A 23,378-nucleotide genomic window follows, 5' to 3' on the forward strand; every position below is an offset into this window, starting at 1 on the left:
CCTCCTTTAGATCGTTAAGGATGATTTTATATTTCAAAAGGGATTTACCCTTTCAAAAGCGCTTTTGCTGCTCCTTCGTCCGTAATGAGGACGGTTGAAGATGGAGCACTTTTCATATATGCCCGGATCGCTTTTGCCTTCGAGCTTCCGCCCGCTACGGCGATGACGTGCTCGATATGGCTCAGGTCCTCGAGCTGCAGTCCGATGGTCGGCACCTTATGTACCACTTCGCCTTCTTCATTGAAGTAGTAGCCGAATGATTCCCCGACGGCCTGCCCGTCGATGATCTTCTGATAATCGGCTTCCGACGTTTTCCGTCTCTCGGCCATGGTGATCGCATCTCCGATTCCATGGAGGACCATGTTGGCGGATTTGATCATGGTGAGGACTTCTTTGATCATCGGTTCCTTCAGGAAGGACTTGTAGACTTCTTTGCTTACCTGGTCAGGCACATAGAGGACGCGATGACGCGATTTCGTATGCTCGGCCATCTTGGAACAGATGGTGTTTGCCTGATTTTTGACGTCTTCCCCGATCCCCCCTCTTGCTGGAACGAATAAGGTTTCTGATGACGTCAGGTCCGGTGTCAGCATTTCAGCTACAGAGGCCATGGTTGAACCGCCAGTCACAGCGATTGTAGTATTCCCCTTTAGGCGGCGTTTCATACTGGATGCTGTCGCACGCCCCAATTCTTCCTTTACCCACGGTGACTCGTCGCTATTCCCCGGAACGATTACAATTTCATGAAGATTGAGTAACGATTTGAGCCGTTGCTCCATTTCATTAATTCCCGAAATCTCCCTCATCATGCATTCAATTTTTTCCAGTAGTTGCATGCCATCTTCGGTCATGATCATTCCGGACGTCTTGATGTCGATGAGATCTTGATTCTTCAGGAATTCAACTTCGCTCCTGAGTACACGCTCCGTCAGCCCCAGGTTCTGTGCCAGGCTTCTGCGGCCGACTGGCTGCATGAAGCGGATGGAACGGAGAATCTGATGCCTTTTTTGCATAACTTCAAGCAGGTCAGGTAATAATCGCTTTTGTATATCAATGATTGATTCCATGTACAAAGCCCCTTCAAAAACCGAAGTAAAAGGTACAATAATCTGCTGGACTATAAAAGTCCCGGTTAGACATATTGTGTCCCACTTACTCCAAAAAAAATTCACACCCTGCTTTCATCTTCAATTCTAGCAGGGTGTGAATGCGAATTCAACTGGAAACTATCGAGTTTTTTCATGTAAACGCTTGCTCATCGTAAAAAGATCGATTTGTCCATATTGGAGGATTTCGCCGTCCATTTCTACTACGGGAATCATGAGACCGAACCTCTCTGTCCACTCGTCCCGCTCCTCGATATCCCGCTCGATCAGCTTGAAAGGTAAATCGTCCCTCAGCAAGTTGATGGTACGCTTGGCCTCTTCACATAAACCACACCGACGGCGGGTGTAAAAAATCAATTCTTTCATCCAATCACCCTTACTCATATCGTTTGCGCTTCGAAGAAGACGGGATGCCGAGCTGGTCGCGGTACTTCGCCACCGTCCGCCTCGAGACGTCACAGCCCTTTTCTGTCAGCAGGGCCACAAGCTTCTGGTCAGAAAGGGGCTTTCGCTTGTCCTCTTGGTTGACAAGTTCCTGCAGCTCCCTCTTCACTGTACCGGCAGACACCGTTTCTTCAGCTGTGTCCACGGCACGAACAGCAGCCGTAAAAAAGCTCTTCAGTTCAAACACCCCATAAGGCGTCTGCACATACTTCCCCCTGACGGCCCTGCTGATGGTCGATTCATGGGCTCCGACCTCCTCAGCGATCTGCCTCAGCGTCAAAGGCTGGAGATGGCCCGGCCCATGGAGGAAGAATCCCCTCTGCTTCTCCACGATCGCCTTTCCCACCTTCAGCATCGTCTGCTTCCGCTGACGCAGGCTCAGGACGAGCCATTCAAATTCCTGGTTCTTTTCTTTTATATAAGATGCTACATCGCGGTCGGGATGATGACCGAGAAAATCCGTATATTCCTTATTAAAAGTGACCGTGATTGAAGTCCCATCGTACAGGGCGACCGTCACGTCGTCTCCCCAGACTCTTACATTGAGTTCAGGAACAATATAATGAGAGAAATCCTTCGCAAAGACCGCACCCGGCCGTGGATTGCACTGCGTGACGAAATCGGCCGCCGCCTGCACTTCCTTCAGCTCGATGCCCATGGCTTTTGCGATTTCCCTCCACTTCCGGTCCGCAAAGGCCTGGAAATGATCGCTCACGATGGTGAGGACGAAATCAGGCACCTCCCACCGACGGTCCAACTGTAAATGGATGCACTCCTGAAGGGAGCGGGCCCCAATGCCGGCAGGCTCCAACGATTGGATCATACTGATGGTGCTTTCAAGCTCTTCTTCCCCGATTTCATATTTTTTCAAAAAATACCCGGGTTCAATATGGAGATACCCATTGTCATCAAGGCTGAAGATCAATTCTTCCAAACAATCACGTTCAACGCTCGTAAGCGATTTCAAATTCAGTTGTATCAATAGAGCTTCCGACAGGCTTTTCGTTGTATCCGATACAAAGTCCTGCCACTCTGCAAGCTTCCGCTTGGGCGGTTTCAATTGGATCAGGGGGTTCTCCATCGCTTTCGATTCCAGGAAGTCATTCAGCTCCATCGTGGAGTACTGAAGGATCGTGATTGCCTGTGAAAGCTGCTGGGTCATCTGGAGCTTTTGTTGTTGCTGCTGAAAAAGTCCTGCACTCAAATTCATGATATGTACCCTCCCACTTCTCCATTTTACATGAAAACGTCTGATTCGTTAACGGGAATCTCCTGGAAGCGATTTACCTATTGCTATGAAGGCATTTTACTCATTATTCCTTGTGTTGAATCAAGTATGGATCTAAAATGGAAATATCTACTTATCGAAGGGACTGAATGATGCGCAGAGATCAATAGGAAGACTCCATGATGCAATCATTTTATAAAAACGGAGGGATCTATTGATAATGACATTACAAACCAAACGACTGGAATTACATGAAATGACACTGGACGATGCGCCTGCACTCTTTACGTTATGGTCACATCCCGATGTGACGCGATTCATGAACATCGACCGGTTCACAGACGAACAGCAGGCAAGGGATATGATCACCCTGCTGACAGAGCTTGCCGCCGAAAACAAGGCCTTGCGCTTTTCCATTTTTGATCGTGACTCCGGCGAACTCATCGGGTCATGCGGATACAATCACTTTGACCGGGACAATCTGATTACGGAAATCGGCTATGATCTGCTTCCAACCCACTGGGGAAAAGGACTTGGGACCGAAGCCGTCGGCATCTTGACGAAGCATGCCTTCGAAGTATTGGGAATGAATCGGATTGAAGCAAAGGTGGAAGCCGGTAACGACGCATCCTCTGCCCTTCTTGAAAAAGTCGGGTATCACTTTGAAGGGACACTCCGCGAAGGAGAGAAATCAAAGGGAAGGTACGTGGACATGAAACTGTACGCGATCCTGCGCTCTGATTGGATACCTGATTAATACTGAATAGGAGGGACATACTAAGGGCAAATGACAGAACGAAGGAGAGTTTATGTTTACACTACTCTTATTATGGTCCATGCTCATCCTGCCCTGGTTTGTCCTTATCCCTTTGAAATCCTATCAAGTGAAACGATTCTTCCCCGCCGGACTATTCGGGGCGCTGCTCCTGACGGTGGTCTTCCAGATGGCCGATGCCTTCGACTGGTGGAAAGTAACCAGGACGATTCCACTGTTCACGAACATCACCTCATTTGTGTACGGACTGTTCCTTGTCGGAACGATTGTGATTTTATACTTTACGTACGGACATTTTTGGCGGTATTTCATCACGAACCTGGTGGTGGATGCGTTTCTCGCGTTTTTGGTGAGTCCGTGGTTTGAGTACCTTGGGATTTATGAACTGCACCGGATCCATCCGCTTGGGGTGTATTGCATCACGACCATTTTGAGCGTGTTGATTTATCTGTATATGGAATGGCAGAATGGCGTGATGGCGAAGTAGGACTTCCTTGTAGGAAGTCCTACTTTTTTTTCTCCAGGACCAATAAAGTTACACTTTTAATAACCTGTTAATACTAAAGAAGAATTCTCCAAACTTGATGAGATAAACCATTTCGCCTTTTAAAAAATGGTATTTAATTACTTTAAAACACTTCTTTTTTTTAGTGAGATTCACTATACTACATTGTATAGTACCAAACAGTAACTAGTACATCAGGATTGGTGGAATCGAGATGAATGCGCAATTCAAGAAAGGGGTCCTTGAGCTTGTGGTGATGTCGATTATACGAAACGGAGATGCGTACGGATATGCGTTGATCAAGAAAATATCTGACCGGATCAATATATCAGAAGGCACAGTGTATCCGATCCTGAGAAAGCTCGTAAAAGAGGGACACTTGAGCACCTACTTCCAGGAGTCACATGAGGGCCCTGCCAGAAAGTATTATTCCCTAACTGATTCAGGAAGGGACCAGTACGAACGCTTGGCATCAGAATGGGAGGAATTTGCTGCTATTGTCCAATTTTTTATCAATAAGAAGGGTGATTCCGATGGGACGCAATGAATTTTTGAATCAACTAATGAAACACCTTCGATATATGTCCAGCGAAGAAAAGGCAGAAATCCTTCATGAATATGAGGCGCACTTTCATTATGACCTGAAAGCCGGACTGTCCGAACAGGAAACCTCCATCCGTTTGGGAGATCCGAAAGACATTGCGAAAGAATTGAATGCAGTATATGCGCTGGATAAAGCAGATGAACAGAGGACTTTGAGGAACATTGTCCATGCCGGTCTATCCATCATGGGCTTGAGTATGGCGAATTTCCTACTTCTACTGATGGGTTTATTCATTCTATTGCTCTTGTCACCATTCATCCTTGCCTTCGTCATTGCTGTGCCGATCATGATCCTATCCCCTCTGATTCTAGTCGGGATGGGGATTGTCAATGGCTTCGACACAGTCGGCACACCAGAAATAGTAGAAGTCATCAAAGGAGTAGTACTCGGAGGCGTTCTTGCTGTCCTTGGCTTCTATATAGGCAAGGGCCTTCTTGCCTTAATGATCCGGAATTTAAAATGGAATTTATCCATGATGAAGGGAAGAGCATAAGATGAGAAGGTTCTGTATTGGAATCATGACAGCACTACTCGTTCTCTGTGGTTGCCAGCAAGCTGAACCCTATCAAGACCTGGAGGATGAACCAGTTGCAACCTTATCGGAGGTGGACGTCCCGGACGCCATCTTTACGTCTGATCGTAAGGGCGCGTCCATTACAGAAGAAGAAATAAGGAGCGCCATCATCCTGTACCTGAATAGCAGTGAGGATCTGGATGCGGTCATGGAAGCATTCCAGGAAACCATCTATTCCGAGGAGGAGCTGACCCGCGAGGAGAAGGATAAAGTAAATAAGACCATTTCCTTGATTGAAGAGAATGATCAGAATTTCAGTGACTTTATCACATCCAACTCCCTGCCTGCCGATTATGACAAAGGTGCAGACCGCATAAGCCAATATATCACCGACTACAATGACTATATACGTTCCTTAGACAAAGCATTTGATCGCTTTGATAAGGGAGAGATGAAGGTCAGCGACCTGGAAACCATACTGGGATCAACTGGTACCGTGAACGGCCGGGAACAGAAGAAAATCGAAGACTTCCTGCGTGATAAGGACATTCAGACGCGTGCATTCCAACAATAAAGAGAGAGGCTGGGACAGAAGTGTTCTAGTCATAATAAAACCCGAATTCATTTGCTTGCCATAAGGCAAATGAATTCGGGTTTGAATTTGTTTAATGAACATTGTTTCCAGCGTTGATTCGAGTGCAAGACGTAGACTTCTGCGGGAAGAGTAGCTGATGTGAGACACCGCAGGCCCGCCGAGGAGGCTCACGGGCTACCCGCGAAAAGCGAAGTCTTGTACGGGAATCATAAGCGGCATAAAGAAGCTATATGAATCGCATTCTTCATGGAATGGTCCCTTTTTGGTTTTGTCATCCTACAAACACAAGTTCCACTTCGGTCCCTTTCCCTTCCTCACTCCGGATGTTGATCTCTCCGAGGTGGAGCTTCATGATGCTCCGGGCAATGTGGAGTCCGAGTCCGGTACCGCCGGTTTCCCTGCTTCTTGCTTTGTCGACCCTGTAGAATCGTTCGAAGATGTTGGTGATCTCTTCCTTGGGGATTCCGATCCCGTAGTCTTTGACGCGGAGGACGGCGAGGTCGCCTACCTTCTCGATATAGACATCGATTTTATCACTGCTGTATTTCATGGCGTTATCGAGGAGGATGATGATGACCTGCTTGATCTTCAGTTCATCTGCCGGAATGATCACCCGTGAAGCGTCCGTATGCAGGCTTATCTCGCGATGGTAGACCTCCTGAAGCTGCTTGATGCTGCTCCTTGAGAGGGCCACGAGGTCGATCTGGCTGATTTCAAGGACGTTTTCCTTCTCAAGATCCGCCAGATCGAGGAACGTATCGGTCATCTTCTGGATCCTCGTTGCTTCCGAATGGATGGCCTGGATGGCTTCGTCTGCAATTTCCTTGTTTTCGACCCCATGCCTCCGAAGCAGATTGGCATAGCTCTTGATGACAGTCAGCGGCGTCTTCAGCTCATGGGAAGCGTCAGATACGAACTGGGCCTGCTTCGCCATGTTCCCTTGGATCCTGCTGATCATCCGGTTGAATGTTTGAGCCATCGTTTGCAGCTCATCGTTTTCCCGTTTTTCAATGGAGATGGTCTTCGGCACCCCACTCGTTTCGATTTCTTCCATTGTCTTGATCATATTGGAGATCGGCCGCATGATCGTGTTGGCAAGCCACCTGCCCCCCAGAAGGGAGAAGACGGCGGCAAGGACCGTACAGGCAATGAGGATGCCCTTCAGGGTTTCCTTACGGGCCTCCAACCCTTCCAAGCGCTCGACGATTTCCAGGCTCCGCTCCCCATTTCCGAAGGGAACCCGGACAACCAGGACCTGCTCCTCATGACGCTGGTTCTTGATCACATGATTTTTCGCTTCTTTGTTCTCGGCAAACTTCCCTTCAATCTTGGAGGAAAGCATGCTGTCATTCGTCACCTGATGGATCAGTTCATCGCCCGGACCCATGATTCGGATGAAGGAGTGCTCGGTAAGATGCTTCTTCAGAGCCATATCAAGGTCGTTCGTGGTCGGTGCTCCTCCGACTTCCTTCATGATCTCCTTCGCTTTGTGGAATTGAACATCTTCTTCCATGGTTACAGTATTCTGAACGAACAGGAAGTACACGACAAAGTTGATGACCACCAGGATGCACAGCATCCAGGCAGTGGTGAGCAGGTTAATCTTGGTTGTGATCTTCATCCGAATTCTCCTTCATGGTGAAGCCGACCCCTCTGACGGTGGTGATCAGCTGCTTCGGGAATCCTTCGTCGACCTTGACCCTAAGATGCCTGATGAACACATCGATTACGTTCGTTTCCCCTTCATACTCATATCCCCATACGTTCAGGATGATGTTTTCCCTGGTCACGACTTTATTTTTATTGACCATCAAGTAGACGAGGAAATCATACTCTTTCGGAGTTAACGTAATGGATGACCCACCCCTGCACACTTCCCTCGTTTCCGTATTGACCACCAGATCCTCCACCGATACGAGCAGCTCATCTTTCACCTCACCCGGGGAATGGTTCCGCAGGCACGCCCTGATCCGCGCGAGCAACTCTTCGATTTCAAATGGCTTGGTCACATAATCGTTCGCTCCCTGATCAAGTCCCGACACCTTGTCAAACGTGGTGTTCCGTGCCGTCAGCAGGATCACCGGCGTATCACGGTCCTCTTTGCGGATGCGTCTCAGCACTTCGAATCCGCTGAGGCCCGGGAGCATCACGTCCAAGAGGATCAGATGGACCCCGGATTGCAGAGCCCGCTCCAGTCCTTTCTTCCCTTCATGCTCCACGGTCACCTCGTAGCCTTCATATTCAAGCTCCATTTTTAAGACACGGGCTATTTGCGTTTCATCTTCGACGACAAGTACATGCGTTTTCACCCTGGCTTCATCCCTTCTTTTCTTACAATCTATATCGTGTTTCGTTATCAACAGGTCCTTCTACCCTATACTGTAGCATGATAAAGGATGAACGCAGTCATTTTCATGGATTTTTAATGAACCCTTCATGTAAACCCAGCATCGCCCCGTCCTCCCATCACCCATACCTTTCACCATATCGAAAAATATGATACTCTCTATTTTAATTGTTTATTAATGTTTTCTTCATCGGGCGTTCAGGTTTCTTTTATATAGTGGCTGTACCCCTCAGAAGTCTGGAGCATGTACATGCGCTCCGACACATCATCATCTATAAAGGAGATCATTTTGAATTACTCACTCTTTAAATCCATCAATCAACATGCCGGGCATCATCCGTTTTGGGATGGTTTGATGGCAGGGGTTACGAACAATGCCCTGTTCATTTTTGCCATCGTCCTTGTACTGATGTGGCTGTTCGGAAAGAACGACATGAAGCGGACGGTGCTCTATGCAGGGATCACGGGTATTGTCGCCTTGATCCTCAATGCCGTCATTGCCCACATATATTTCGAACCAAGGCCGTTCGTCTCCCATGATGTGAATCTGCTTGTTCCTCATGATGCAGACGCATCGTTCCCGAGTGACCATACGACAGGTGCGATCGCTCTGGCCTTTGCCGTGCTTTACGTGCATCGCAAGCTCGGTTCCGTGATGCTCGCATTCGCCCTTTTGACCGGATTCTCCCGCATCTATGTAGGGAATCATTATCCCTTTGATGTGGCAGGAAGCATCGTCGTCGCAGGTATTGTCAGCCTGGTGATCTACAAGCTGTATCCGATCCTTGATCCACTCGTAAACGGGATCATCCGGATCTATAACCGCATTCCCTTTGTTCCTAAATCAAAGGAATCGGCGCGCACCATCGACTTCAAATAACAAAAGGAAAACATCGGTCCGTTTATACGACCGGTGTTTTCCTTTTTTCATCGTATCAGCCCTTCAGTGCCGTCCACTTGTTCTTCACGAAAGCAAATGCGACGGGTAAGAGGGAAACAGCGACAATGCCAAGTACGAGGACACTGAAGTTATCTTTGATCACCGGGATGTTCCCGAAGAAATAGCCGGCAAACAATGCGATGCTCACCCAAAGGATTCCCCCTATCACATTATAAGAAAGGAATTTCGCGTAGGGCATCTTCCCCACCCCTGCCGTGAAGGGTGCGAACGTCCGGATGATGGGAATGAATCGCGACAGGATGATGGTGGCCGAACCGTGCTTGTCGAAGAAGCGATTGGTCTTGTCCAACGACTCCCTTTTCACGAAAAACAATTTTTCCCGCGCCTCCACCTTGTTCCCGGAGTAATGACCAATGGTGTAGTTCAGCGTATCTCCGGCAATGGCCGCCACACAGAAGATCAGGAAGATCGGCAGCAGGTGAATCGACCCGGATGCTGCAAGGGCCCCGGTCGCGAAAAGCAGGGAGTCCCCCGGAAGGAACGGCAATACCACAAGCCCCGTCTCACAAAAAATGATGGCAAACAAGATGACGTAGATCCATACGCCGTATTCATTCATATACCCTGCTATATGCTGATCAAGATGCAGAAAAACATCGATGATAGTACTCACTCTATTAGCTCCTATCCTGATGGCCTATTACTCTATTCATGATAAACGAAGGACCGGCATTTCACCAATCCATCTGATTCAAGTCTACTGCATCTCATCCACGCGCACGCATGTGTATCCTTTCGCCTTGACTGCAGGAAGCACATCCTTCAGCGCATCGATCGTGATGGCCGGCGCCTCTATATCCGCTCCCGGTGTATCTCCACAATCATGGAGCAGGACAACGTCTCCCCCTTTGATTCCGGACAAGGCACTTCGGATCTTGTCACTACCGCCAGTCGTTTTCCAGTCTTCTGCCGAAATCGACCAGAGGATGATGCGGTAACGGCTATCCTTGATAAAATCGATCAGGTTCAAGATTCCCCAGGGCGGCCGGTAATAGACGGTTCGTTCACCCGTAATCTCTTCGATGATCGCCGCCGTTTTCTCGATTCCTTCCTTCACCTTCCAAGGACTCATGAGCCAATTGGACTTGTGCTCATAATTGTGGATGCCGAGGAGATGGCCTTCCCGGTGCATACGCCTGATGATGTCAGGATTCTTCTCAGCTTTGTTTCCGACCACGAAGAATGTGGCTTTCACCCCGTTCTCTTTCAGAACATCCAGCAGTACCGGCGTATAGGTGGGATCAGGTCCATCATCGAAGGTGAAGGCAATGTCCGTCGGACTCTCCGCCCTTTTCATCACCTTCCACCCGAGTCCACGTGACAATCCGTATGGAATGACGGTGTACAGGACCAGGAGGAAGAAGATACTTGCTATGATATACACCATTGTGTTCCCTCAATTTCATGTTGATTTTTATTCTGTTGATCAGGCTCTTGCAAGTCCGTACACGCCAGCCTGTTCTTCATAGCTTGGAGGCATGTGGACAGTCCCTTCGATGATGCTGTTCATGAATTCAGCAACCTTTTTCGGCCCTTCGGTTTCAATGCCGTTTTGGTAAAGCTGAATGGATGTCTTCCATTGATCCATGGTCTCGCGGTTCATCAAGATGCCAAGGAGTTCTTGTTCAAGGGAGTGATCCTGATTGAGTTTGAACACCAAGCCTTTTTCCGTCAGGTACCGCATATTGATCTCCTCTTGTCCGGGCAAAACCGATTGAACAAAGATCGGCAGCTTTTTATGCAGGGCTTCACTGATCGTGACACCCCCCGGCTTCGTGACGATCGCATCCACCTCATCGTAGAGCTCGTTCATCTCCTCCCTGGAGGAAAGATACGGAAGAGGGTTGATGTGATCCGCGTTCCATGATTGCAGCTCTTCATATAGGGCATGGTTGTTCCCACAGAGAACGTAGAGATCGAACGGCGAACTCTTTTTGAAGGCCTCAAGCTGTTTCATCATACAACCCAGCCCGCTGTTCCCTCCGGCCATTAAGACTTTTGGGCGTGCGCCCGCTGACTTGGAGCCGGTGGTGCCTGTGATCTGATGGTGCACAGGAATCCCTGTCACCATCATCCGCTGCTCTGCGATACGATAGCGTTCACCGTATTCGCGCTTCAATTCCGGAGTCGGAAGAAGGTGATACTCGATTTCCTCCCGACCCCACACGCTGTTGACGAAGAAGTCCGTGTAGGCATTCATCACCGGCGCTTCACATTTCCCCTGCCTCTTCAGCTCGCTGAGAAGGTAGGAAGGGAATCCGTGGGTGCAGACGATCAAGTCCGGCTCTTCTTCTACTAGAAGCTGCTCCATCTTCTTCAGAAAGAAGTAGTGACGGACCTTGAATGATCGGCTCTTTTCTGTTTCTTTATTAAAAAGGGTTTTATACGCAAGATTATAGGTGGCTGGCGCATAACGGATCCAATTCAGATAGCTTTTCGTCACCAGCTTTTCAATATGTGGATTGCTATAGCTCAGCAGATCCACCTTTTTCATTTCTATATCAGCCCGTGTTTCCTTGATGCAATCCATGAGTGCTTCGGCCACTTGATGATGCCCGGACCGCATTTGCAAGAACGGTAAGAATAGAATCTTTTTCATGTCGATTTCATCTCCTGTCAGCTCTCAACATGTGATTTCAATCTTTAATCTACCATCAAAAATCCGAAATGCGCCCTTCTTCATCAATTTTTAATGTAAAGAAAAGGAGATATTCAGGAAAAGGAAAACAGCCCGTCATTCCTGAGGGCTGTTCATTCGTTTCGCTTTTTTCTTTTTCACATAATTGATCAGGACGAACAGGAAGAAAATAGCCAGGAACACAAGGCCGAGGTACGGAACATACGCAGGATTGATATCCACCTTGCTGCCGACAAAAAGACCGGCGAGGATGAACGGGAGCGTCCAGATCAACGCCCCTACCAGGGACAAGAAGAAGAAGCTTCCGAATCCGATGCGGTTGATCCCGGCAAAATAGGGGCTGATCTGCCGGATGCCCGGCATGTAATAGCCGAGGAGGATCGTCCGCCGCACATTCTTCATATATTTCTCCTGCACCTTCTCCCACCTCTCTTCGGTGATGCCCACATACTTCCCGTACTTCCGTATGAACGGGCTTCCGATGTATCTTCCCACCACATACGCGGAGAGCATCCCGATGAAGGCACCGAAGAAGGCTGATAGCGTGGCGGGAACGAAAGAAAGACTGTGCTGGAAGATCAGTACGCCGATCAAGAAAAGCAGCGATTCTTCCGGAGCAGGGATCCCGACGATCCCCAGGAATAAGAAAAGAAAGATGATGGCATATCCGTATAGATCCAAGTAGTGTAAAAGCGTATCGATATTCATAATTCCTCTTTTCCGAGACTTCATGAAGTGTCTGTTGGATTTCATAATACTTCCATTAGTTTGCCTCGTCGGGAGGAGTTTTGCAAGGGGAAATGGGATTCCTTCATGGGAGCACCCTCATCAAATCCCGCACCCCTTCAACAAAGAAGCCCGATTTCTCATAAGGAAATCGAGCATGTAATCAATGGTTCAGTTCAGACGCAATCTCCTTTTCAGAGACATCCATCTCGACACCCAACGGCTTGAAGGCGGAGAGCAACAGCACGATCAAACTGACCACACCGATCGCCGTCATCGACTCAAGTGGACCATTCCATACAAGACCGTGATCGAAGAAGAACATCTCCCTCAAGCCCTCCACCATGAAACGCATCGGCAGCCAAGGATAGATCCAATCCTGATAGAAAGTCGGGAGCATTTCCGGAGCAAGCGTCAGAAGCGGAAGACCGAAGAACAACATCAACCCGAAGACCGGAAGACCCTTGGACCCGAGAATGGCAAGGACCGCCGAGATCATGAGGTAGAAGCTGTACGATGTGATGCTCAGGAAGATCGCCGTATCCAGGTAGGCCGGAATATGAATGCCCACAATATCGGAAGCTACCCAGCTTAAACCGAAGCCGACGGCCAGGGCGATCACCATCCCGATTGCTGCCTGCCCGACTTTGACCAACAGGCTCTGTTTCCGAGAGGACACCGTCTGTTTCCTGACGAGGAAGAAGATCAGGGCGGCTGTCCCGAGGCTCGCCATCCATAGCGGTTGGAACAGGGAAACAGGTGAGTTCCCATTGGCACTGTTCTCACCGGGAATATGGACATTGGTCACCTTTTTCTCGATCGGATTGGCAAGGACCTCTGCCTGCTCCATCGACAGGGAAGTGGCACCCTGATTCACCATACCGTCCATGACTTGTGTGCGGATCGATTGATTGAGCTGGTCGACCACCCCGTTGAGCATCTGACCGGCCATTGTGGAAGCGGCCGTGTTCATTCCCTGATTCACGACCACTTCCATCTGTGCCGCTTCAGGCTCTGTTGTCTGGAGCGATGCCTGCTTGGCGCTGAAATCCTTCGGGATGACCAGTCCGGCGTAGTAGTCCTGTCCGTCCATCCCCTTTTTCATTTCTTCCACGCTAGCCACCTGCACCCATTTCACCGATGTTCCGGACTTTTCACGGATGTTTTCCAAGACTTTCTCTCCAGTATTCATCTTTTCCTGATCCGGGGCCTTAAATCCTTCATCTGCATTGACTACGGCAATGGGCAGATCCTTCGGTGTAGGTTGCACGGTCGGTACCGCTGTAAGGGAAAAGATGAAGATAATCACAAATGCGATCACGGGCGATGCCCATACAATTTTGTTTTTGAAAAATTTCATATTGATCAACTCCTTATTATAATGAACATGCTGTTGATTAGTAATCACATTGTTGATTATAATGGAATATGACTTCCGTACAATACTCAATGTCCAACGATGTGTCCCATACTCAACACATCCTCACATACTGTCCAGTAAGGAGCGAAAAAAATGAAAAATGATCGCAGGCAGATCCGCACCAAGCAGTTGATCCGGGACGCCCTTCTCACCCTTATCCCGGAAAAAAGACTCTCCAAGATCACTGTCAAAGACCTGACCGAACGGGCCGACATCAACCGGGGAACGTTCTATCTTCACTATAAGGATGTCGCAGACCTCACCGATCAGTTGAAAGAAGAAATTTTTGCAGAACTTCCCCTCCTCACATCGAGGATTGATCCAACAGACATCCGAATCGCAGCTAAACAGAACAAACCTTACGAGCCGATCCAAGCGTTATTGGAATACCTCTTATCCCATAGCGACTTCCTCCGGGTCATGTTGCTGCCTGAAGGAGACCTTCATCTTGCCATGCAGCTAAAGGACTTCATGAAAGAAAACATGCTGAAAAAGTTTGAGCAGTACCTCGGACCCGAAACCGACTCACCCACCGTGCCCGCCGATTATTTCATGGCGTACATCACTTCGGCCAACATCGGTCTCCTGACGCACTGGATGACAAGTGGAAATGATCTTCCTGTCGAAGATATCGCCCTGATGATGACAAAGATCATGAGTCAGGGGCCTCTGGAGGCGATGATGGGTGGAGGGCAATGATCCTCACATAAAAAGCATTCAGCCATGATGGCTGAATGCTTTTTCAATAAAATGATGAATGTGTTTATACAGATACCCTCATCAGCATCTCTCCTCCCAATCTTACCGCTCCTCAATACCACAGGTTGTCCTCCTTTTCTACCCATTGTAAGAACAACATTTTATAACCATCGCTCAAGTATTCAGTGAGATTTTGATGGCATGTATCCCCTTACCCATCTTGAGTAATTTAAACGGATCTGAGATTGAAAAATGTTAGTCCATCTCCTTTATCTTCAAAACCGTACTCGATCCAAACATTATCCTAGAAAAACTTTCATCTATTAAAACGATTACATTCACAAAAAGGGTTTTAACCCAATATGAACGTGGAATGGTAAATACTGTACTTACTTGAACGAGGAAAATATACAAGGAGGAATCAGCAATGAGCGAACTGGACAAACAAACCTTTTTATCAAACGGAGTCACTCCCCAGACACAATCCAAACAGCCTGGAGTCGAAAAAGAGATGGATCCGACACCGATCTATGAACTGGAAAGCCATGTGGGTTCAGGAAAGCTGAAAGGCAAGGTGGCCCTCATCACAGGTGGCGACAGCGGAATCGGGAAAGCCGTGGCGATCGGCTATGCGAAAGAAGGCGCGGATATCGCCATTTCATACTTAGATGAACATGAGGATGCCGAACAGACGAAGAAACGCATCGAAGAAGAAGGCGTCAAATGCACCCTTCACCCCGGGGATGTAGCGGATGAAGAATTCTGCTTCAGTGTTGTTGAAGACGTCATCAAAGAGCACGGGAAATTAAATATCCTCGTGAACAACGCCGCACGTCAGGAAGTGAAGAACAGCGTCACGGAAATCAGCGCAGCGCAGTTGAAGCATACGTTTGACGTGAACTTCTTCTCCATGGTGTACTTCACGAAAGCAGCCATCCCTCATCTGACTGCAGGTGACAGCCTGATCTACACCTCTTCCATCAATCCCTACACAGGAAACAAAGCACTGATTGATTACACGTCTACCAAAGGCGCAATCGTGGCATTCGCCCGTTCCGTTGCACAAGAACTCGCTGAAAAAGCCATCCGTGTGAACGGAGTTGCACCAGGCCCGATCTGGACGCCGCTTATCCCGGCAACCATGACCACCGAACTACAGGAATCCTTTGGCGTATCCACTCCACTCGGCCGTCCGGGACAGCCCGCAGACCTTGTAGAGCCATACATCCTGCTCGCTTCAGAAGGATCCGCCTATATGACCGGCCAGTTCATCCACGTGAACGGTGGAGCGTACATGTCCTCTTAAGGATGAAAAAACTGCAGAAAATCACTCTTTTCTGCAGTTTTTATTATGGAATGAAGCAAACGAAGGAGGAGCAACACGATGAAGACTGTCACATCCGGTTCGTCCACCGATTTTCAGAATCAAGAAGAGCTGAAGAAGCATGTATTCAAGACGCTTGATTTCTATTACCCCGCCTGCATCGATCACGAAAAAGGCGGCTATATCAATGGCTTCCTGGACGACGGCACCATCAATGACACCACCACCAAGCACCTGGTTGCCACCAGCAGGTATATCTATAATTTCAGCATCGGTGCCATCCTTGGCGGAGGTGAACACTATCTTGAAGCAGCCCGCCACGGTATCCGGTTCTTGAATGAGCACCACCAGGATCATCAGTACAACGGATATTTCTTTGAAATGAACGGCGCCGAAGTGGAGAACCCTGCCAAGATGGCCTATGGTCACGCCTTTGTCCTGTTGGCATCGTCCATCGCTTACAAAGCAGGTTTAGAAGAAGCAAAAGATGTTATGGAAAATGTGTTTGATTTGCTCGAAACCCATTTCTGGGATGAGGAGCATGGATTGTATCAGGATGAGTGGAATGCGGATTGGACGAGTCTCTCCCCCTACAGAGGGCAAAACCCCAATATGCATCTGTGCGAAGCGATGCTGTCATCATACGAGGCAACCGGAAATGAGGTGTATCTTAGAAGGGCCTATAATCTAGCTAAAAAGGTAACAATCGATCTTTCCGACCGCTCAGGGGGACTTGTATGGGAAAACTACACCCCTAAGTGGGAGCCAGATTACGAGTTCAATAAAGGCGATACCAAGGATGAATTCCGCCCGTACGGCTTCATCCCCGGCCACCAGTTCGAGTGGGCAAAGCTTCTCATGTGGCTCGACCGTCACCGTTCTGAACCGTGGATGCTCGAGAAGGCGGAGGATATCTATGAAAGAGCCTGGAAGCTTGCATGGGATGAAGACTACGGTGGTCTCTTCTTTGCCGTTTCACCGGAGCTTGACGTAATCGACCGCGACAAAAATTACTGGGTGATGTCAGAAGCCATTGCCGCCTCTGCCCTGCTTGCTGCCAAAACGGAAAATCAGGCATACTGGGAGAAGTATCAACTGCTATTCTCGTACTCTGCTGATAATCTCATGGATCATGAGCACGGCGGCTGGTATAAGCTCCTCGACCGTGAGAATGAGAAATACAGCCAAGAGAAAAGTTCGCCTCCCAAGACGGACTATCATCCCGTGGCGGCTTGTTATCAGGCGATCATTGCGCTGGATGACCCAAGTTAATGAATACGTAAAGAAACAACAATGCCCCCTTGAAACAAGGGGGCCGTTTTTAGTAATAGATATCCTCAAGCATACGTTTAATCGTTGGAGCTGTTTTAAGCGAAGAAGGAAAGTCGATGTTCAGAGAATTGGCGAGCATGGCCATTTCTGCCGTGATACCGGTCACAAGCAGTTCGGTCCCCATTACGTTCATAAGGCTTTCCAATCGGAAGATTCCTTCAAGGTCATCAGACGAAGGGTAGGTCAAACCCGACACATCAATAATCAATTTCTCGATGTGATGGTCCGATACATGCTGAGAGGCCCCCTCGTATACGACCTCAAATCGATGTTCATTCATCGTCCCGACAAGAGGAAGAGCTGCAATATCACCGATTAAAGGGACAATGGGACAAGAAAGTTGCTCAATTTCTAACAGGGCCTTTTTATAGTTTTCCTCCGCCCTCTTTCTCGCGGTCACATCCCGCTGCACTCCTACAAAATAGTATTTATCTTCCTCTTCAATATATAAGGGATCCACCGACAGGCTATTCCAAAACGGCGTGCCGTCTTTCTTGTAGTTCAGGACTTCAATGAAGACGGATTCTTTATCCTTGATGGCCACACGAAGCTTATCAATCTCGTTCTGATCGGTTTCACTTCCTTGAAGGAAGCGACAATTCCGCCCCATCACTTCCTCCATGGAATACCCCGTCATCGCGGCAAAGCTTTTGTTTGCAAAAACGATGGGATTATCAGGTAGAACGGGATCGGTGATCAACACACCCGCCCCTGTATAGTTCAAGGCTTTTAATAATATATGTTCACTCAGGTTAATAGACACATTTCCCCCTAATGATTGGTTTGACATGGGTAACTTATTGATCCAATTATATCTACTAATAAGTATAATATAGTTGGAAAGGTGTCTACAAATTGTAATGTTTTACAGAAATTGTTGAGTGTTCAAGGAGAAAACAATAAAGACACATCAGAACGCTTTTGTTAGCATTCTGATGTGTCTTTATTCTAGTATGTACGCCCTCGGAGGGAATCGAACCCCCATTTTAAGAACCGGAATCTTACGTGCTATCCGTTGCACCACGAGGGCATGTTTTAGTTACTGTCACGAGAACTAATTATAATAGAGAAAACTCTCCAATGCAAGATGTTTTTGGGTTCTGTTGTGAATCCCTTTTGAAAAAGCCAAGATCCGTGGAGAGGATCTTGGCTTTTTGTATGGTTAGAACGTATAGGATTCTCCGTCATCCGGCACCAGGATGCGGGATTGGAGTCCTTTCTCTACGGCGGTGTTCTTGAGTTCTTCCCTTGAAAGCGTGCCGTGGTTGACGGCTTCCATATGGGTCGAGATGATGGTGGCTTCGGGTGCTGCGTTCGCTGTCTGAAGGACGTCTTCTTTGCCCATGACGATGGATCCTCCTTCGAGGAACTGGTTGTCGCCTGCGTTGACGACGATGATATCCGGATGGTGGGTGTGTATTTCTTCTTCCACCTCTTCATTCCATACGGTGTCGCCGGCTACGTAGAGGGTATTCTCGTTTTCATGTTTGAAGACGATGCCGCTGACGGTCCCGGTGCGCTTGAGGATCTCTCCCCTTCCGTGCTTGCCTTTGGTTTTGGTGAGGTGGATGCCGTTGAACTGCTCGTTATTTAGCACATGTACATTTGTGAAGCCTGCTTTTCGGACTTCTCCGGCATCGGCTTCGTTCTGAACATATACATTGATGGATTTAGGGAGTACTTCTTTTGCCGTGTCATCAAAGTGATCCAGGTGGAGATGGGTGAGGATTACGGCGTCGATCCCCTCCAGTATGGCGTCGACAGATTCCGGCAGATCGACGATGGGATTCTGGATGTCATCCCGTTTGGACGGTGTGAAGGGAGGATAGGTCCCTTTCGGTGCGAGCATGGGGTCAATGAGGAATCGCGTGCCTGCATAGTCAATGATCAGGGTAGCGTTTCTGATGAGTTGTAGGTTCATAGTATCGGCTCCTTTTGTTCTATTTCTGATCTGATTCCCATAGAGGGGTGCACTTCTCATTTTACCCGTTGGCAAGGGGGAGCAATCACGAAACTTTCGCCTTTTGTACCGTTTAAAAAAGGGATGAGTGGGTATGATGTAGAAAGGATTTACATACAGGTTAATAAAGGAAGCATTAGGTTTGACCTTTATTGACCAACAGTGTATGATAACAGTACAAAGTGAATATGAAATGATTCAAAAATACACAGATGCATTTAAGGAGGAACGAGGATGAACTTAATTCCTACAGTTATTGAACAAACAAACCGCGGTGAACGTGCTTATGACATCTATTCCCGTCTATTGAAGGACCGTGTGATCATGCTTGGGAGCGCCATCGATGATAATGTGGCGAACTCAATCGTATCCCAGCTTCTATTCCTAGAGTCTGAAAATCCGGAGAAAGACATCTCCATCTACATCAACTCACCAGGCGGAAGCATCACAGCCGGTATGGCGATCTACGATACGATTCAGTACATCAAACCTGATGTTCAAACGATCTGCATCGGTATGGCCGCTTCCATGGGTGCATTCCTTCTAGCTGCCGGAGCAAAAGGCAAACGTCTTGCCCTTCCAAACGCAGAAGTCATGATTCACCAACCACTTGGAGGAGCTCAAGGTCAAGCGACGGAAATCGAAATTGCAGCTAAACGCATTCTCTTCCTTCGCGAGAAATTGAACCAAATCCTTGCTGACCGCACTGGTCAACCACTTGACGTGATTTCTAAAGACACGGACCGCGACAACTTCATGACTGCGGACCGCGCTTTGGAATATGGTCTGATCGACCGTATCATCACTCGCAACGACGCAGAAACAAAATAAGTCTTGAATGAACCCCCTTGCATGAGTGCAAGGGGGTTTTTGTGTGGATTTGGATTCACAATAAAGCAAAGAACCGCCTCATCCAAGGCGGTTCTTCAACGATTCGATGGCCAGATCCAGTGCGGTCAGTCTCCGTTCATTCAATGTCAGCTGGGAGCTTCCATCTTTGGCCTTCGCTAGCTGTTTATGAATGGAAGGGAGGATGTCCTCCATCGTTTGTTGGGAAGTAGCGATGACGTCTCTTTCATATGAAAAATTGTTACCGTACCAATCGCTTCTCAGGCTGTCGATACCTGCCTTAATAGCATCGCGCCTCATTTTCACCAGGGTGGTGTTCGCTCCTTTCCCCTCCATACTTTCATAGGCGTTCGAGAGCTTGCGGTAGGTCGATTCCAGGGAGTTCAGGGACGCCTCCTGATCGGCCCTGCTTATCATGGCCTCTCCTCCCCTTCTGAACGGGGTTCCCACAACCGCGACACTTGCACCAGATCGACACCGTCAAAGGTCAGCCGATACACATCGGGCATATCGAGGCTCTCCCAAAACGCCAATCCATACCGGGGGTCAAAGTGATTCATGATGAGCACCATGATATTCCCATGTGTCCCGACGGCCACGCGCTTCCCTTCATATTCTTTTAGAAGTTCAAGCATGGCTGCGACGCCGCGCTTCTGGGCATCCACATTCGATTCTCCGCCTTCCCAGTGGAATGAAGGCTCTTCCCACACCTTGCGGATGGCTCCTTGAAAATCGTCTAGGGGCTCCGAAGATAGAAGCCGTTCTTTGAACCCATCTATCAGGATCACGTCTTGATTCAAGGAAGCCGCTGTCCCCTCCACCGTCTGCACCGCACGCAAGAACGGGCTGGACACCACATGGTCGAGTTTTTCGGATTCTAGTATCCTGGTCATACGTCTGGCATCCCTCAGCCCTTTCTCCGACAGAGGCCTGGTGAGCTCCTCCGGTGTGTAGGTGGAATGGGCATGTCTGACGAAATAGATTTCAGTTCTCATTGGTTTCTCCCCTGCCTGCTTTTCTTCTATCCTAGCATATTCCTCTTACATGTCCCTGATTCGTTTCGTCAGTTCATTGAACCTCTCATCAAGTTCAGCGTATTCCTTTTGGGCAGGCGTCATGAAGCTCAGCTTCCCGAGGACCTCCTGTCGCTCGGTCTCAAGCTGCATCTTGAGCTCTTCCCGTTCGTCCTTTGAAGGCTCTGCCTGTTCCCATTTTCTCACCATTTTTCTGTTTTCAATCGCAATTTCAGCCGATGTCGTCTTTTCTAAAAAGTAGCGATCGTGGGAAACGACGATGAGGGTGCCATCGTAGGCTGCCAGGGTATGTTCCAGCTGCTCGCGGCTCAGGAGGTCCAAATGATTGGTCGGTTCATCGAGGATCAGCACGTCCCGGTCCTCGAGGATATACTTGATGAGCTTGCACTTCACCCGCTCTCCCATGCTCATATGGCGGATCGGCTCCTCCCACTGGCTTTTGCCGAATCCGAGATAGGTCATGAGGTTCCTCACCTGCCCGCGGTCGTGAAACGTCTCCCTGTAAAAAAGATTCTCCGGTGTCTCATCGAGGGGTAAGTCGAAGACCTCCTGGGTGAGATAGCCGATCTTCGCCGCAGGTGAAAGCCACATCTCCCCTTCATCAGGCGTTTCGTTTCCCATGATCATATTGAGGAACGTCGTCTTCCCGCTCCCATTGCCACCGGTCACCGCCACCCGCTCCCCGTTTTGGATCGTGAAGGAGGCACCGCGGAAAAGCTCCTTGCTTCCATGGGCTTTACCAAGATCCTTTACTTCAAGGAGACGTTTGCCGGCCCTTCTGCCCGCACGGACGGAGAGGTGTTTCTTTTCCTCCACCTCGACAGGCTCGGCATTGATCCGCTCGATTTCTTTCTCAAGCCGCTTCCTCTTCGATTTCACCTGGGCGTCCATCCGTTTGGCCTTCGAACGGTAGAACTCCTTCGGAAATTCCTGCTTTGTCGACTGGGCATGGGCTTTTCCCGACCAGGAAGTAAGGTCCTGGATCTGTCCCTCGATCCGTTCGATGAGCTTCTGCTGCTTCTCATATGCCCGCTGCTGGGTGAGCCTGCGCTGCTCGACGATCTTCACGTATGCCGAGTAGTTCCCCTCATATGTCACAACCGTCTTGTTCTCGATGGACCAGATCACATCGGCCACCTCATCGAGGAACGACCGGTCGTGGGAGACCAGGATGACGGTCCCGCGATATCCCTTCAGCTCCTTGATCAGAAATCCGATTCCCTCTTCATCGAGATGGTTGGTTGGTTCATCCAGAAGCAGCAAGTGTGCATTCTGCGCGATTCCGCGTGCCAGTCTCACCTTCAGCTTCTCTCCACCGCTCAGCTGTTCATACGGTCCATCCGGCACATCCCATTTCTGAAGGAGCGCTGTTTCCCCAGGGGACAACGCTTCCCTTGACTGATTCATGGCTTCCTGCTCCACCATCACGGTCTTCAACCCTTGAATCAGCGGTGTGATACTTCCTGACGACGGTGCAATGTCACCGTTCAACAGCTTCAGAAGAGTCGATTTACCGGCCCCATTATTTCCGATGAGACCGATCACCTCCCCCCTTCTCACCCCTGCCTTCACCTGTTCCAACAATAGCGTTCCTTCTATTTCAATATTCACTGAATCGATTTTCACTAATTCCTGCATACAATCCTCTCCTCATTACGGGAGAACAAAAAAAATCCTCCCACGATTTCTGGAAGGATTAGCCGCAAACTACCATACACAAATAAGCCCGATGGAAATGGGACCTATGGGAAAAATGGGCAGACTAATCCTACTAAATATCATTCGAAATTCATTCAATTTCAAATTCTACCTACCAAGATTAGTTATCCATCGTTCACCCATCATCCCTTTCCCTTAACATTAGCCTAATCGTACCATCCACATCCCCATAAATCAATCCTCACCCATGGAAAAATAAGTATTGGAAAATACAAGAATGCGAGCTATAATACCTGTACCCATCCAAAAATATTTTCCACGGGGACAGGTAAGATTTTCAACGTATTACACCGAGGACAGATCGATTCAATCAAGATCTCGTCTCTCATCCCGTCGTGCCTTATAAAATTTGTACACAACCAATAGTACCAACGATACCCCCAACACAGCAGAAAGAACACCATTGGGTATCGTCATCACCTCCGTAAAATCCAACACCGCCATGATTACCACCAACAGAATCAAAGAAGCTTTTACAACAATCCTTTTATCCACCGTATCACCACCTCGGTTGGATATTTCCCTTTTTTTGTATATTTAATCGTAATACTTTTAAAAAGGATAGGCGGGAATGAGACTTCTACTAAACTCATCACAT

The 23,378-nt window shown here is 48.6% G+C and carries 25 protein-coding genes and 1 tRNA gene; 10 read left to right on the forward strand and 16 right to left on the reverse strand.

Annotated features, from left to right (window positions below):
• Positions 1-44: 44 nt before the first annotated feature.
• From D5E69_RS18610 to rpoN, 3 genes are all read right to left on the reverse strand, one after another.
• Positions 45-1,067 carry a sugar-binding transcriptional regulator gene (locus tag D5E69_RS18610; RefSeq protein WP_048006744.1) on the reverse strand — a complete coding sequence of 341 codons (1,023 nt, stop codon included), beginning with the start codon at positions 1,065-1,067 and terminating at the stop codon, positions 45-47.
• 159 nt (positions 1,068-1,226) lie between these two features.
• Positions 1,227-1,472 (reverse strand): glutaredoxin family protein, encoded by a 246-nt coding sequence (locus D5E69_RS18615; protein ID WP_048006743.1) that lies wholly within the window; start codon positions 1,470-1,472, stop codon positions 1,227-1,229.
• 10 nt (positions 1,473-1,482) lie between these two features.
• Positions 1,483-2,760 carry an RNA polymerase factor sigma-54 gene (gene rpoN, locus D5E69_RS18620; RefSeq protein WP_048006742.1) on the reverse strand — a complete coding sequence of 426 codons (1,278 nt, stop codon included), beginning with the start codon at positions 2,758-2,760 and terminating at the stop codon, positions 1,483-1,485.
• A gap of 238 nt (positions 2,761-2,998) precedes the next feature.
• Here rpoN and D5E69_RS18625 point away from each other — a divergent pair, with 238 nt between their 5' ends.
• From D5E69_RS18625 to D5E69_RS18645, 5 genes are all read left to right on the forward strand, one after another.
• On the forward strand, positions 2,999-3,535 hold the full coding sequence (locus D5E69_RS18625) for a GNAT family N-acetyltransferase (RefSeq protein WP_331458305.1): 537 nt from the start codon (positions 2,999-3,001) through the stop codon (positions 3,533-3,535).
• 52 nt (positions 3,536-3,587) lie between these two features.
• Positions 3,588-4,040, forward strand: a complete 453-nt coding sequence (locus D5E69_RS18630) for a hypothetical protein (RefSeq protein WP_048006740.1) — start codon at positions 3,588-3,590, stop codon at positions 4,038-4,040.
• A gap of 232 nt (positions 4,041-4,272) precedes the next feature.
• Positions 4,273-4,605, forward strand: coding sequence for a PadR family transcriptional regulator (locus D5E69_RS18635; RefSeq protein ID WP_048006739.1), 333 nt, complete (start codon positions 4,273-4,275; stop codon positions 4,603-4,605).
• A complete protein-coding gene (locus tag D5E69_RS18640) occupies positions 4,592-5,155 on the forward strand; it encodes an HAAS signaling domain-containing protein (RefSeq protein ID WP_048006738.1) in 564 nt (187 codons plus the stop codon). The genes D5E69_RS18635 and D5E69_RS18640 overlap by 14 nt, the downstream gene beginning before the upstream one ends.
• 1 nt (position 5,156) lies before the next feature.
• Complete coding sequence (locus D5E69_RS18645; protein WP_048006737.1) at positions 5,157-5,750, forward strand: NDxxF motif lipoprotein; 594 nt, start codon at positions 5,157-5,159, stop codon at positions 5,748-5,750.
• Positions 5,751-6,042: 292 nt separating this feature from the next.
• Here D5E69_RS18645 and D5E69_RS18650 read toward each other — a convergent pair whose 3' ends face one another.
• Both D5E69_RS18650 and D5E69_RS18655 read right to left on the reverse strand, forming a co-directional pair.
• The gene (locus tag D5E69_RS18650) at positions 6,043-7,392 is read right to left on the reverse strand and encodes a sensor histidine kinase (RefSeq protein ID WP_048006736.1); all 1,350 of its coding nucleotides are present in this window, start codon (positions 7,390-7,392) and stop codon (positions 6,043-6,045) included.
• Positions 7,370-8,080, reverse strand: a complete 711-nt coding sequence (locus D5E69_RS18655) for a response regulator transcription factor (protein WP_082139372.1) — start codon at positions 8,078-8,080, stop codon at positions 7,370-7,372. The genes D5E69_RS18650 and D5E69_RS18655 overlap by 23 nt, the downstream gene beginning before the upstream one ends.
• A gap of 327 nt (positions 8,081-8,407) precedes the next feature.
• Here D5E69_RS18655 and D5E69_RS18660 point away from each other — a divergent pair, with 327 nt between their 5' ends.
• Entirely contained in the window at positions 8,408-8,998 is a 591-nt protein-coding gene (locus D5E69_RS18660) for an undecaprenyl-diphosphatase (protein WP_048006735.1), read from the forward strand.
• A gap of 55 nt (positions 8,999-9,053) precedes the next feature.
• Here the strand turns inward: D5E69_RS18660 and D5E69_RS18665 are convergent, their stop codons facing one another.
• From D5E69_RS18665 to D5E69_RS18685, 5 genes are all read right to left on the reverse strand, one after another.
• Complete coding sequence (locus D5E69_RS18665; RefSeq protein WP_152915680.1) at positions 9,054-9,692, reverse strand: DedA family protein; 639 nt, start codon at positions 9,690-9,692, stop codon at positions 9,054-9,056.
• Positions 9,693-9,776: 84 nt separating this feature from the next.
• Positions 9,777-10,466 carry a polysaccharide deacetylase family protein gene (locus D5E69_RS18670; protein WP_048006733.1) on the reverse strand — a complete coding sequence of 230 codons (690 nt, stop codon included), beginning with the start codon at positions 10,464-10,466 and terminating at the stop codon, positions 9,777-9,779.
• Positions 10,467-10,505: 39 nt separating this feature from the next.
• Positions 10,506-11,678, reverse strand: a complete 1,173-nt coding sequence (locus D5E69_RS18675; RefSeq protein WP_048006732.1) for an MGDG synthase family glycosyltransferase — start codon at positions 11,676-11,678, stop codon at positions 10,506-10,508.
• A gap of 135 nt (positions 11,679-11,813) precedes the next feature.
• Positions 11,814-12,425 (reverse strand): DedA family protein, encoded by a 612-nt coding sequence (locus D5E69_RS18680; RefSeq protein WP_159130031.1) that lies wholly within the window; start codon positions 12,423-12,425, stop codon positions 11,814-11,816.
• 181 nt (positions 12,426-12,606) lie between these two features.
• Positions 12,607-13,803, reverse strand: coding sequence for a YhgE/Pip domain-containing protein (locus D5E69_RS18685; protein ID WP_048006730.1), 1,197 nt, complete (start codon positions 13,801-13,803; stop codon positions 12,607-12,609).
• 153 nt (positions 13,804-13,956) lie between these two features.
• Here D5E69_RS18685 and D5E69_RS18690 point away from each other — a divergent pair, with 153 nt between their 5' ends.
• The 3 genes from D5E69_RS18690 to D5E69_RS18700 all read left to right on the forward strand — a co-directional run bounded on the left by D5E69_RS18690 (position 13,957) and on the right by D5E69_RS18700 (position 17,158).
• Positions 13,957-14,562, forward strand: a complete 606-nt coding sequence (locus D5E69_RS18690) for a TetR/AcrR family transcriptional regulator (RefSeq protein WP_048006729.1) — start codon at positions 13,957-13,959, stop codon at positions 14,560-14,562.
• Between the two features lie 427 nt (positions 14,563-14,989).
• Positions 14,990-15,868, forward strand: a complete 879-nt coding sequence (locus D5E69_RS18695) for an SDR family oxidoreductase (protein ID WP_048006728.1) — start codon at positions 14,990-14,992, stop codon at positions 15,866-15,868.
• Between the two features lie 78 nt (positions 15,869-15,946).
• Positions 15,947-17,158, forward strand: coding sequence for an AGE family epimerase/isomerase (locus tag D5E69_RS18700; protein WP_048006727.1), 1,212 nt, complete (start codon positions 15,947-15,949; stop codon positions 17,156-17,158).
• Positions 17,159-17,207: 49 nt separating this feature from the next.
• On the opposite strand, the gene ytvA is transcribed toward D5E69_RS18700, so the two are convergent.
• The 3 genes from ytvA to D5E69_RS18715 form a co-directional block, all read right to left on the reverse strand.
• Positions 17,208-17,981 carry a YtvA family blue-light photoreceptor gene (gene ytvA / locus D5E69_RS18705; protein WP_159130032.1) on the reverse strand — a complete coding sequence of 258 codons (774 nt, stop codon included), beginning with the start codon at positions 17,979-17,981 and terminating at the stop codon, positions 17,208-17,210.
• A 195-nt stretch (positions 17,982-18,176) separates the two neighbouring features.
• Positions 18,177-18,248 (reverse strand) — tRNA-Arg (locus D5E69_RS18710).
• A 132-nt stretch (positions 18,249-18,380) separates the two neighbouring features.
• Complete coding sequence (locus tag D5E69_RS18715; RefSeq protein ID WP_048006725.1) at positions 18,381-19,139, reverse strand: MBL fold metallo-hydrolase; 759 nt, start codon at positions 19,137-19,139, stop codon at positions 18,381-18,383.
• 273 nt (positions 19,140-19,412) lie between these two features.
• Between D5E69_RS18715 and clpP the strand changes: the two genes are divergently transcribed.
• Positions 19,413-20,009, forward strand: a complete 597-nt coding sequence (clpP, locus tag D5E69_RS18720) for an ATP-dependent Clp endopeptidase proteolytic subunit ClpP (protein ID WP_048006724.1) — start codon at positions 19,413-19,415, stop codon at positions 20,007-20,009.
• Positions 20,010-20,087: 78 nt separating this feature from the next.
• Here clpP and D5E69_RS18725 read toward each other — a convergent pair whose 3' ends face one another.
• From D5E69_RS18725 to abc-f, 3 genes are read right to left on the reverse strand one after another with little or no spacing between them, the layout of a single operon-like run.
• Positions 20,088-20,444 carry a hypothetical protein gene (locus D5E69_RS18725; RefSeq protein WP_159130033.1) on the reverse strand — a complete coding sequence of 119 codons (357 nt, stop codon included), beginning with the start codon at positions 20,442-20,444 and terminating at the stop codon, positions 20,088-20,090.
• Positions 20,441-21,022, reverse strand: a complete 582-nt coding sequence (locus D5E69_RS18730; RefSeq protein WP_048006722.1) for a histidine phosphatase family protein — start codon at positions 21,020-21,022, stop codon at positions 20,441-20,443. Before D5E69_RS18730 ends, D5E69_RS18725 begins: the two co-directional genes overlap by 4 nt.
• Positions 21,023-21,067: 45 nt before the next feature.
• The gene (gene abc-f / locus D5E69_RS18735) at positions 21,068-22,699 is read right to left on the reverse strand and encodes a ribosomal protection-like ABC-F family protein (RefSeq protein WP_048006721.1); all 1,632 of its coding nucleotides are present in this window, start codon (positions 22,697-22,699) and stop codon (positions 21,068-21,070) included.
• Positions 22,700-23,378: the final 679 nt, after the last annotated feature.

The sequence above is a fragment of the Rossellomorea marisflavi genome (genome assembly GCF_009806575.1).
Taxonomy (GTDB): Bacteria; Bacillota; Bacilli; order Bacillales; family Bacillaceae_B; genus Rossellomorea; species Rossellomorea marisflavi_A.

Coding starts and splice junctions, on each gene's coding strand:
- D5E69_RS18610 (WP_048006744.1), bottom strand. CDS start 1,067: ATGGAATCAATCATTGATATACAAAAGCGATTATTACCTGACCTGCTT.
- D5E69_RS18615 (WP_048006743.1), bottom strand. CDS start 1,472: ATGAAAGAATTGATTTTTTACACCCGCCGTCGGTGTGGTTTATGTGAA.
- rpoN (WP_048006742.1), bottom strand. CDS start 2,760: ATGAATTTGAGTGCAGGACTTTTTCAGCAGCAACAACAAAAGCTCCAG.
- D5E69_RS18625 (WP_331458305.1), top strand. CDS start 2,999: ATGACATTACAAACCAAACGACTGGAATTACATGAAATGACACTGGAC.
- D5E69_RS18630 (WP_048006740.1), top strand. CDS start 3,588: ATGTTTACACTACTCTTATTATGGTCCATGCTCATCCTGCCCTGGTTT.
- D5E69_RS18635 (WP_048006739.1), top strand. CDS start 4,273: ATGAATGCGCAATTCAAGAAAGGGGTCCTTGAGCTTGTGGTGATGTCG.
- D5E69_RS18640 (WP_048006738.1), top strand. CDS start 4,592: ATGGGACGCAATGAATTTTTGAATCAACTAATGAAACACCTTCGATAT.
- D5E69_RS18645 (WP_048006737.1), top strand. CDS start 5,157: ATGAGAAGGTTCTGTATTGGAATCATGACAGCACTACTCGTTCTCTGT.
- D5E69_RS18650 (WP_048006736.1), bottom strand. CDS start 7,392: ATGAAGATCACAACCAAGATTAACCTGCTCACCACTGCCTGGATGCTG.
- D5E69_RS18670 (WP_048006733.1), bottom strand. CDS start 10,466: ATGGTGTATATCATAGCAAGTATCTTCTTCCTCCTGGTCCTGTACACC.
- D5E69_RS18675 (WP_048006732.1), bottom strand. CDS start 11,678: ATGAAAAAGATTCTATTCTTACCGTTCTTGCAAATGCGGTCCGGGCAT.
- D5E69_RS18680 (WP_159130031.1), bottom strand. CDS start 12,425: ATGAATATCGATACGCTTTTACACTACTTGGATCTATACGGATATGCC.
- D5E69_RS18685 (WP_048006730.1), bottom strand. CDS start 13,803: ATGAAATTTTTCAAAAACAAAATTGTATGGGCATCGCCCGTGATCGCA.
- D5E69_RS18690 (WP_048006729.1), top strand. CDS start 13,957: ATGAAAAATGATCGCAGGCAGATCCGCACCAAGCAGTTGATCCGGGAC.
- D5E69_RS18695 (WP_048006728.1), top strand. CDS start 14,990: ATGAGCGAACTGGACAAACAAACCTTTTTATCAAACGGAGTCACTCCC.
- D5E69_RS18700 (WP_048006727.1), top strand. CDS start 15,947: ATGAAGACTGTCACATCCGGTTCGTCCACCGATTTTCAGAATCAAGAA.
- D5E69_RS18715 (WP_048006725.1), bottom strand. CDS start 19,139: ATGAACCTACAACTCATCAGAAACGCTACCCTGATCATTGACTATGCA.
- clpP (WP_048006724.1), top strand. CDS start 19,413: ATGAACTTAATTCCTACAGTTATTGAACAAACAAACCGCGGTGAACGT.
- D5E69_RS18725 (WP_159130033.1), bottom strand. CDS start 20,444: ATGATAAGCAGGGCCGATCAGGAGGCGTCCCTGAACTCCCTGGAATCG.
- D5E69_RS18730 (WP_048006722.1), bottom strand. CDS start 21,022: ATGAGAACTGAAATCTATTTCGTCAGACATGCCCATTCCACCTACACA.
- abc-f (WP_048006721.1), bottom strand. CDS start 22,699: ATGCAGGAATTAGTGAAAATCGATTCAGTGAATATTGAAATAGAAGGA.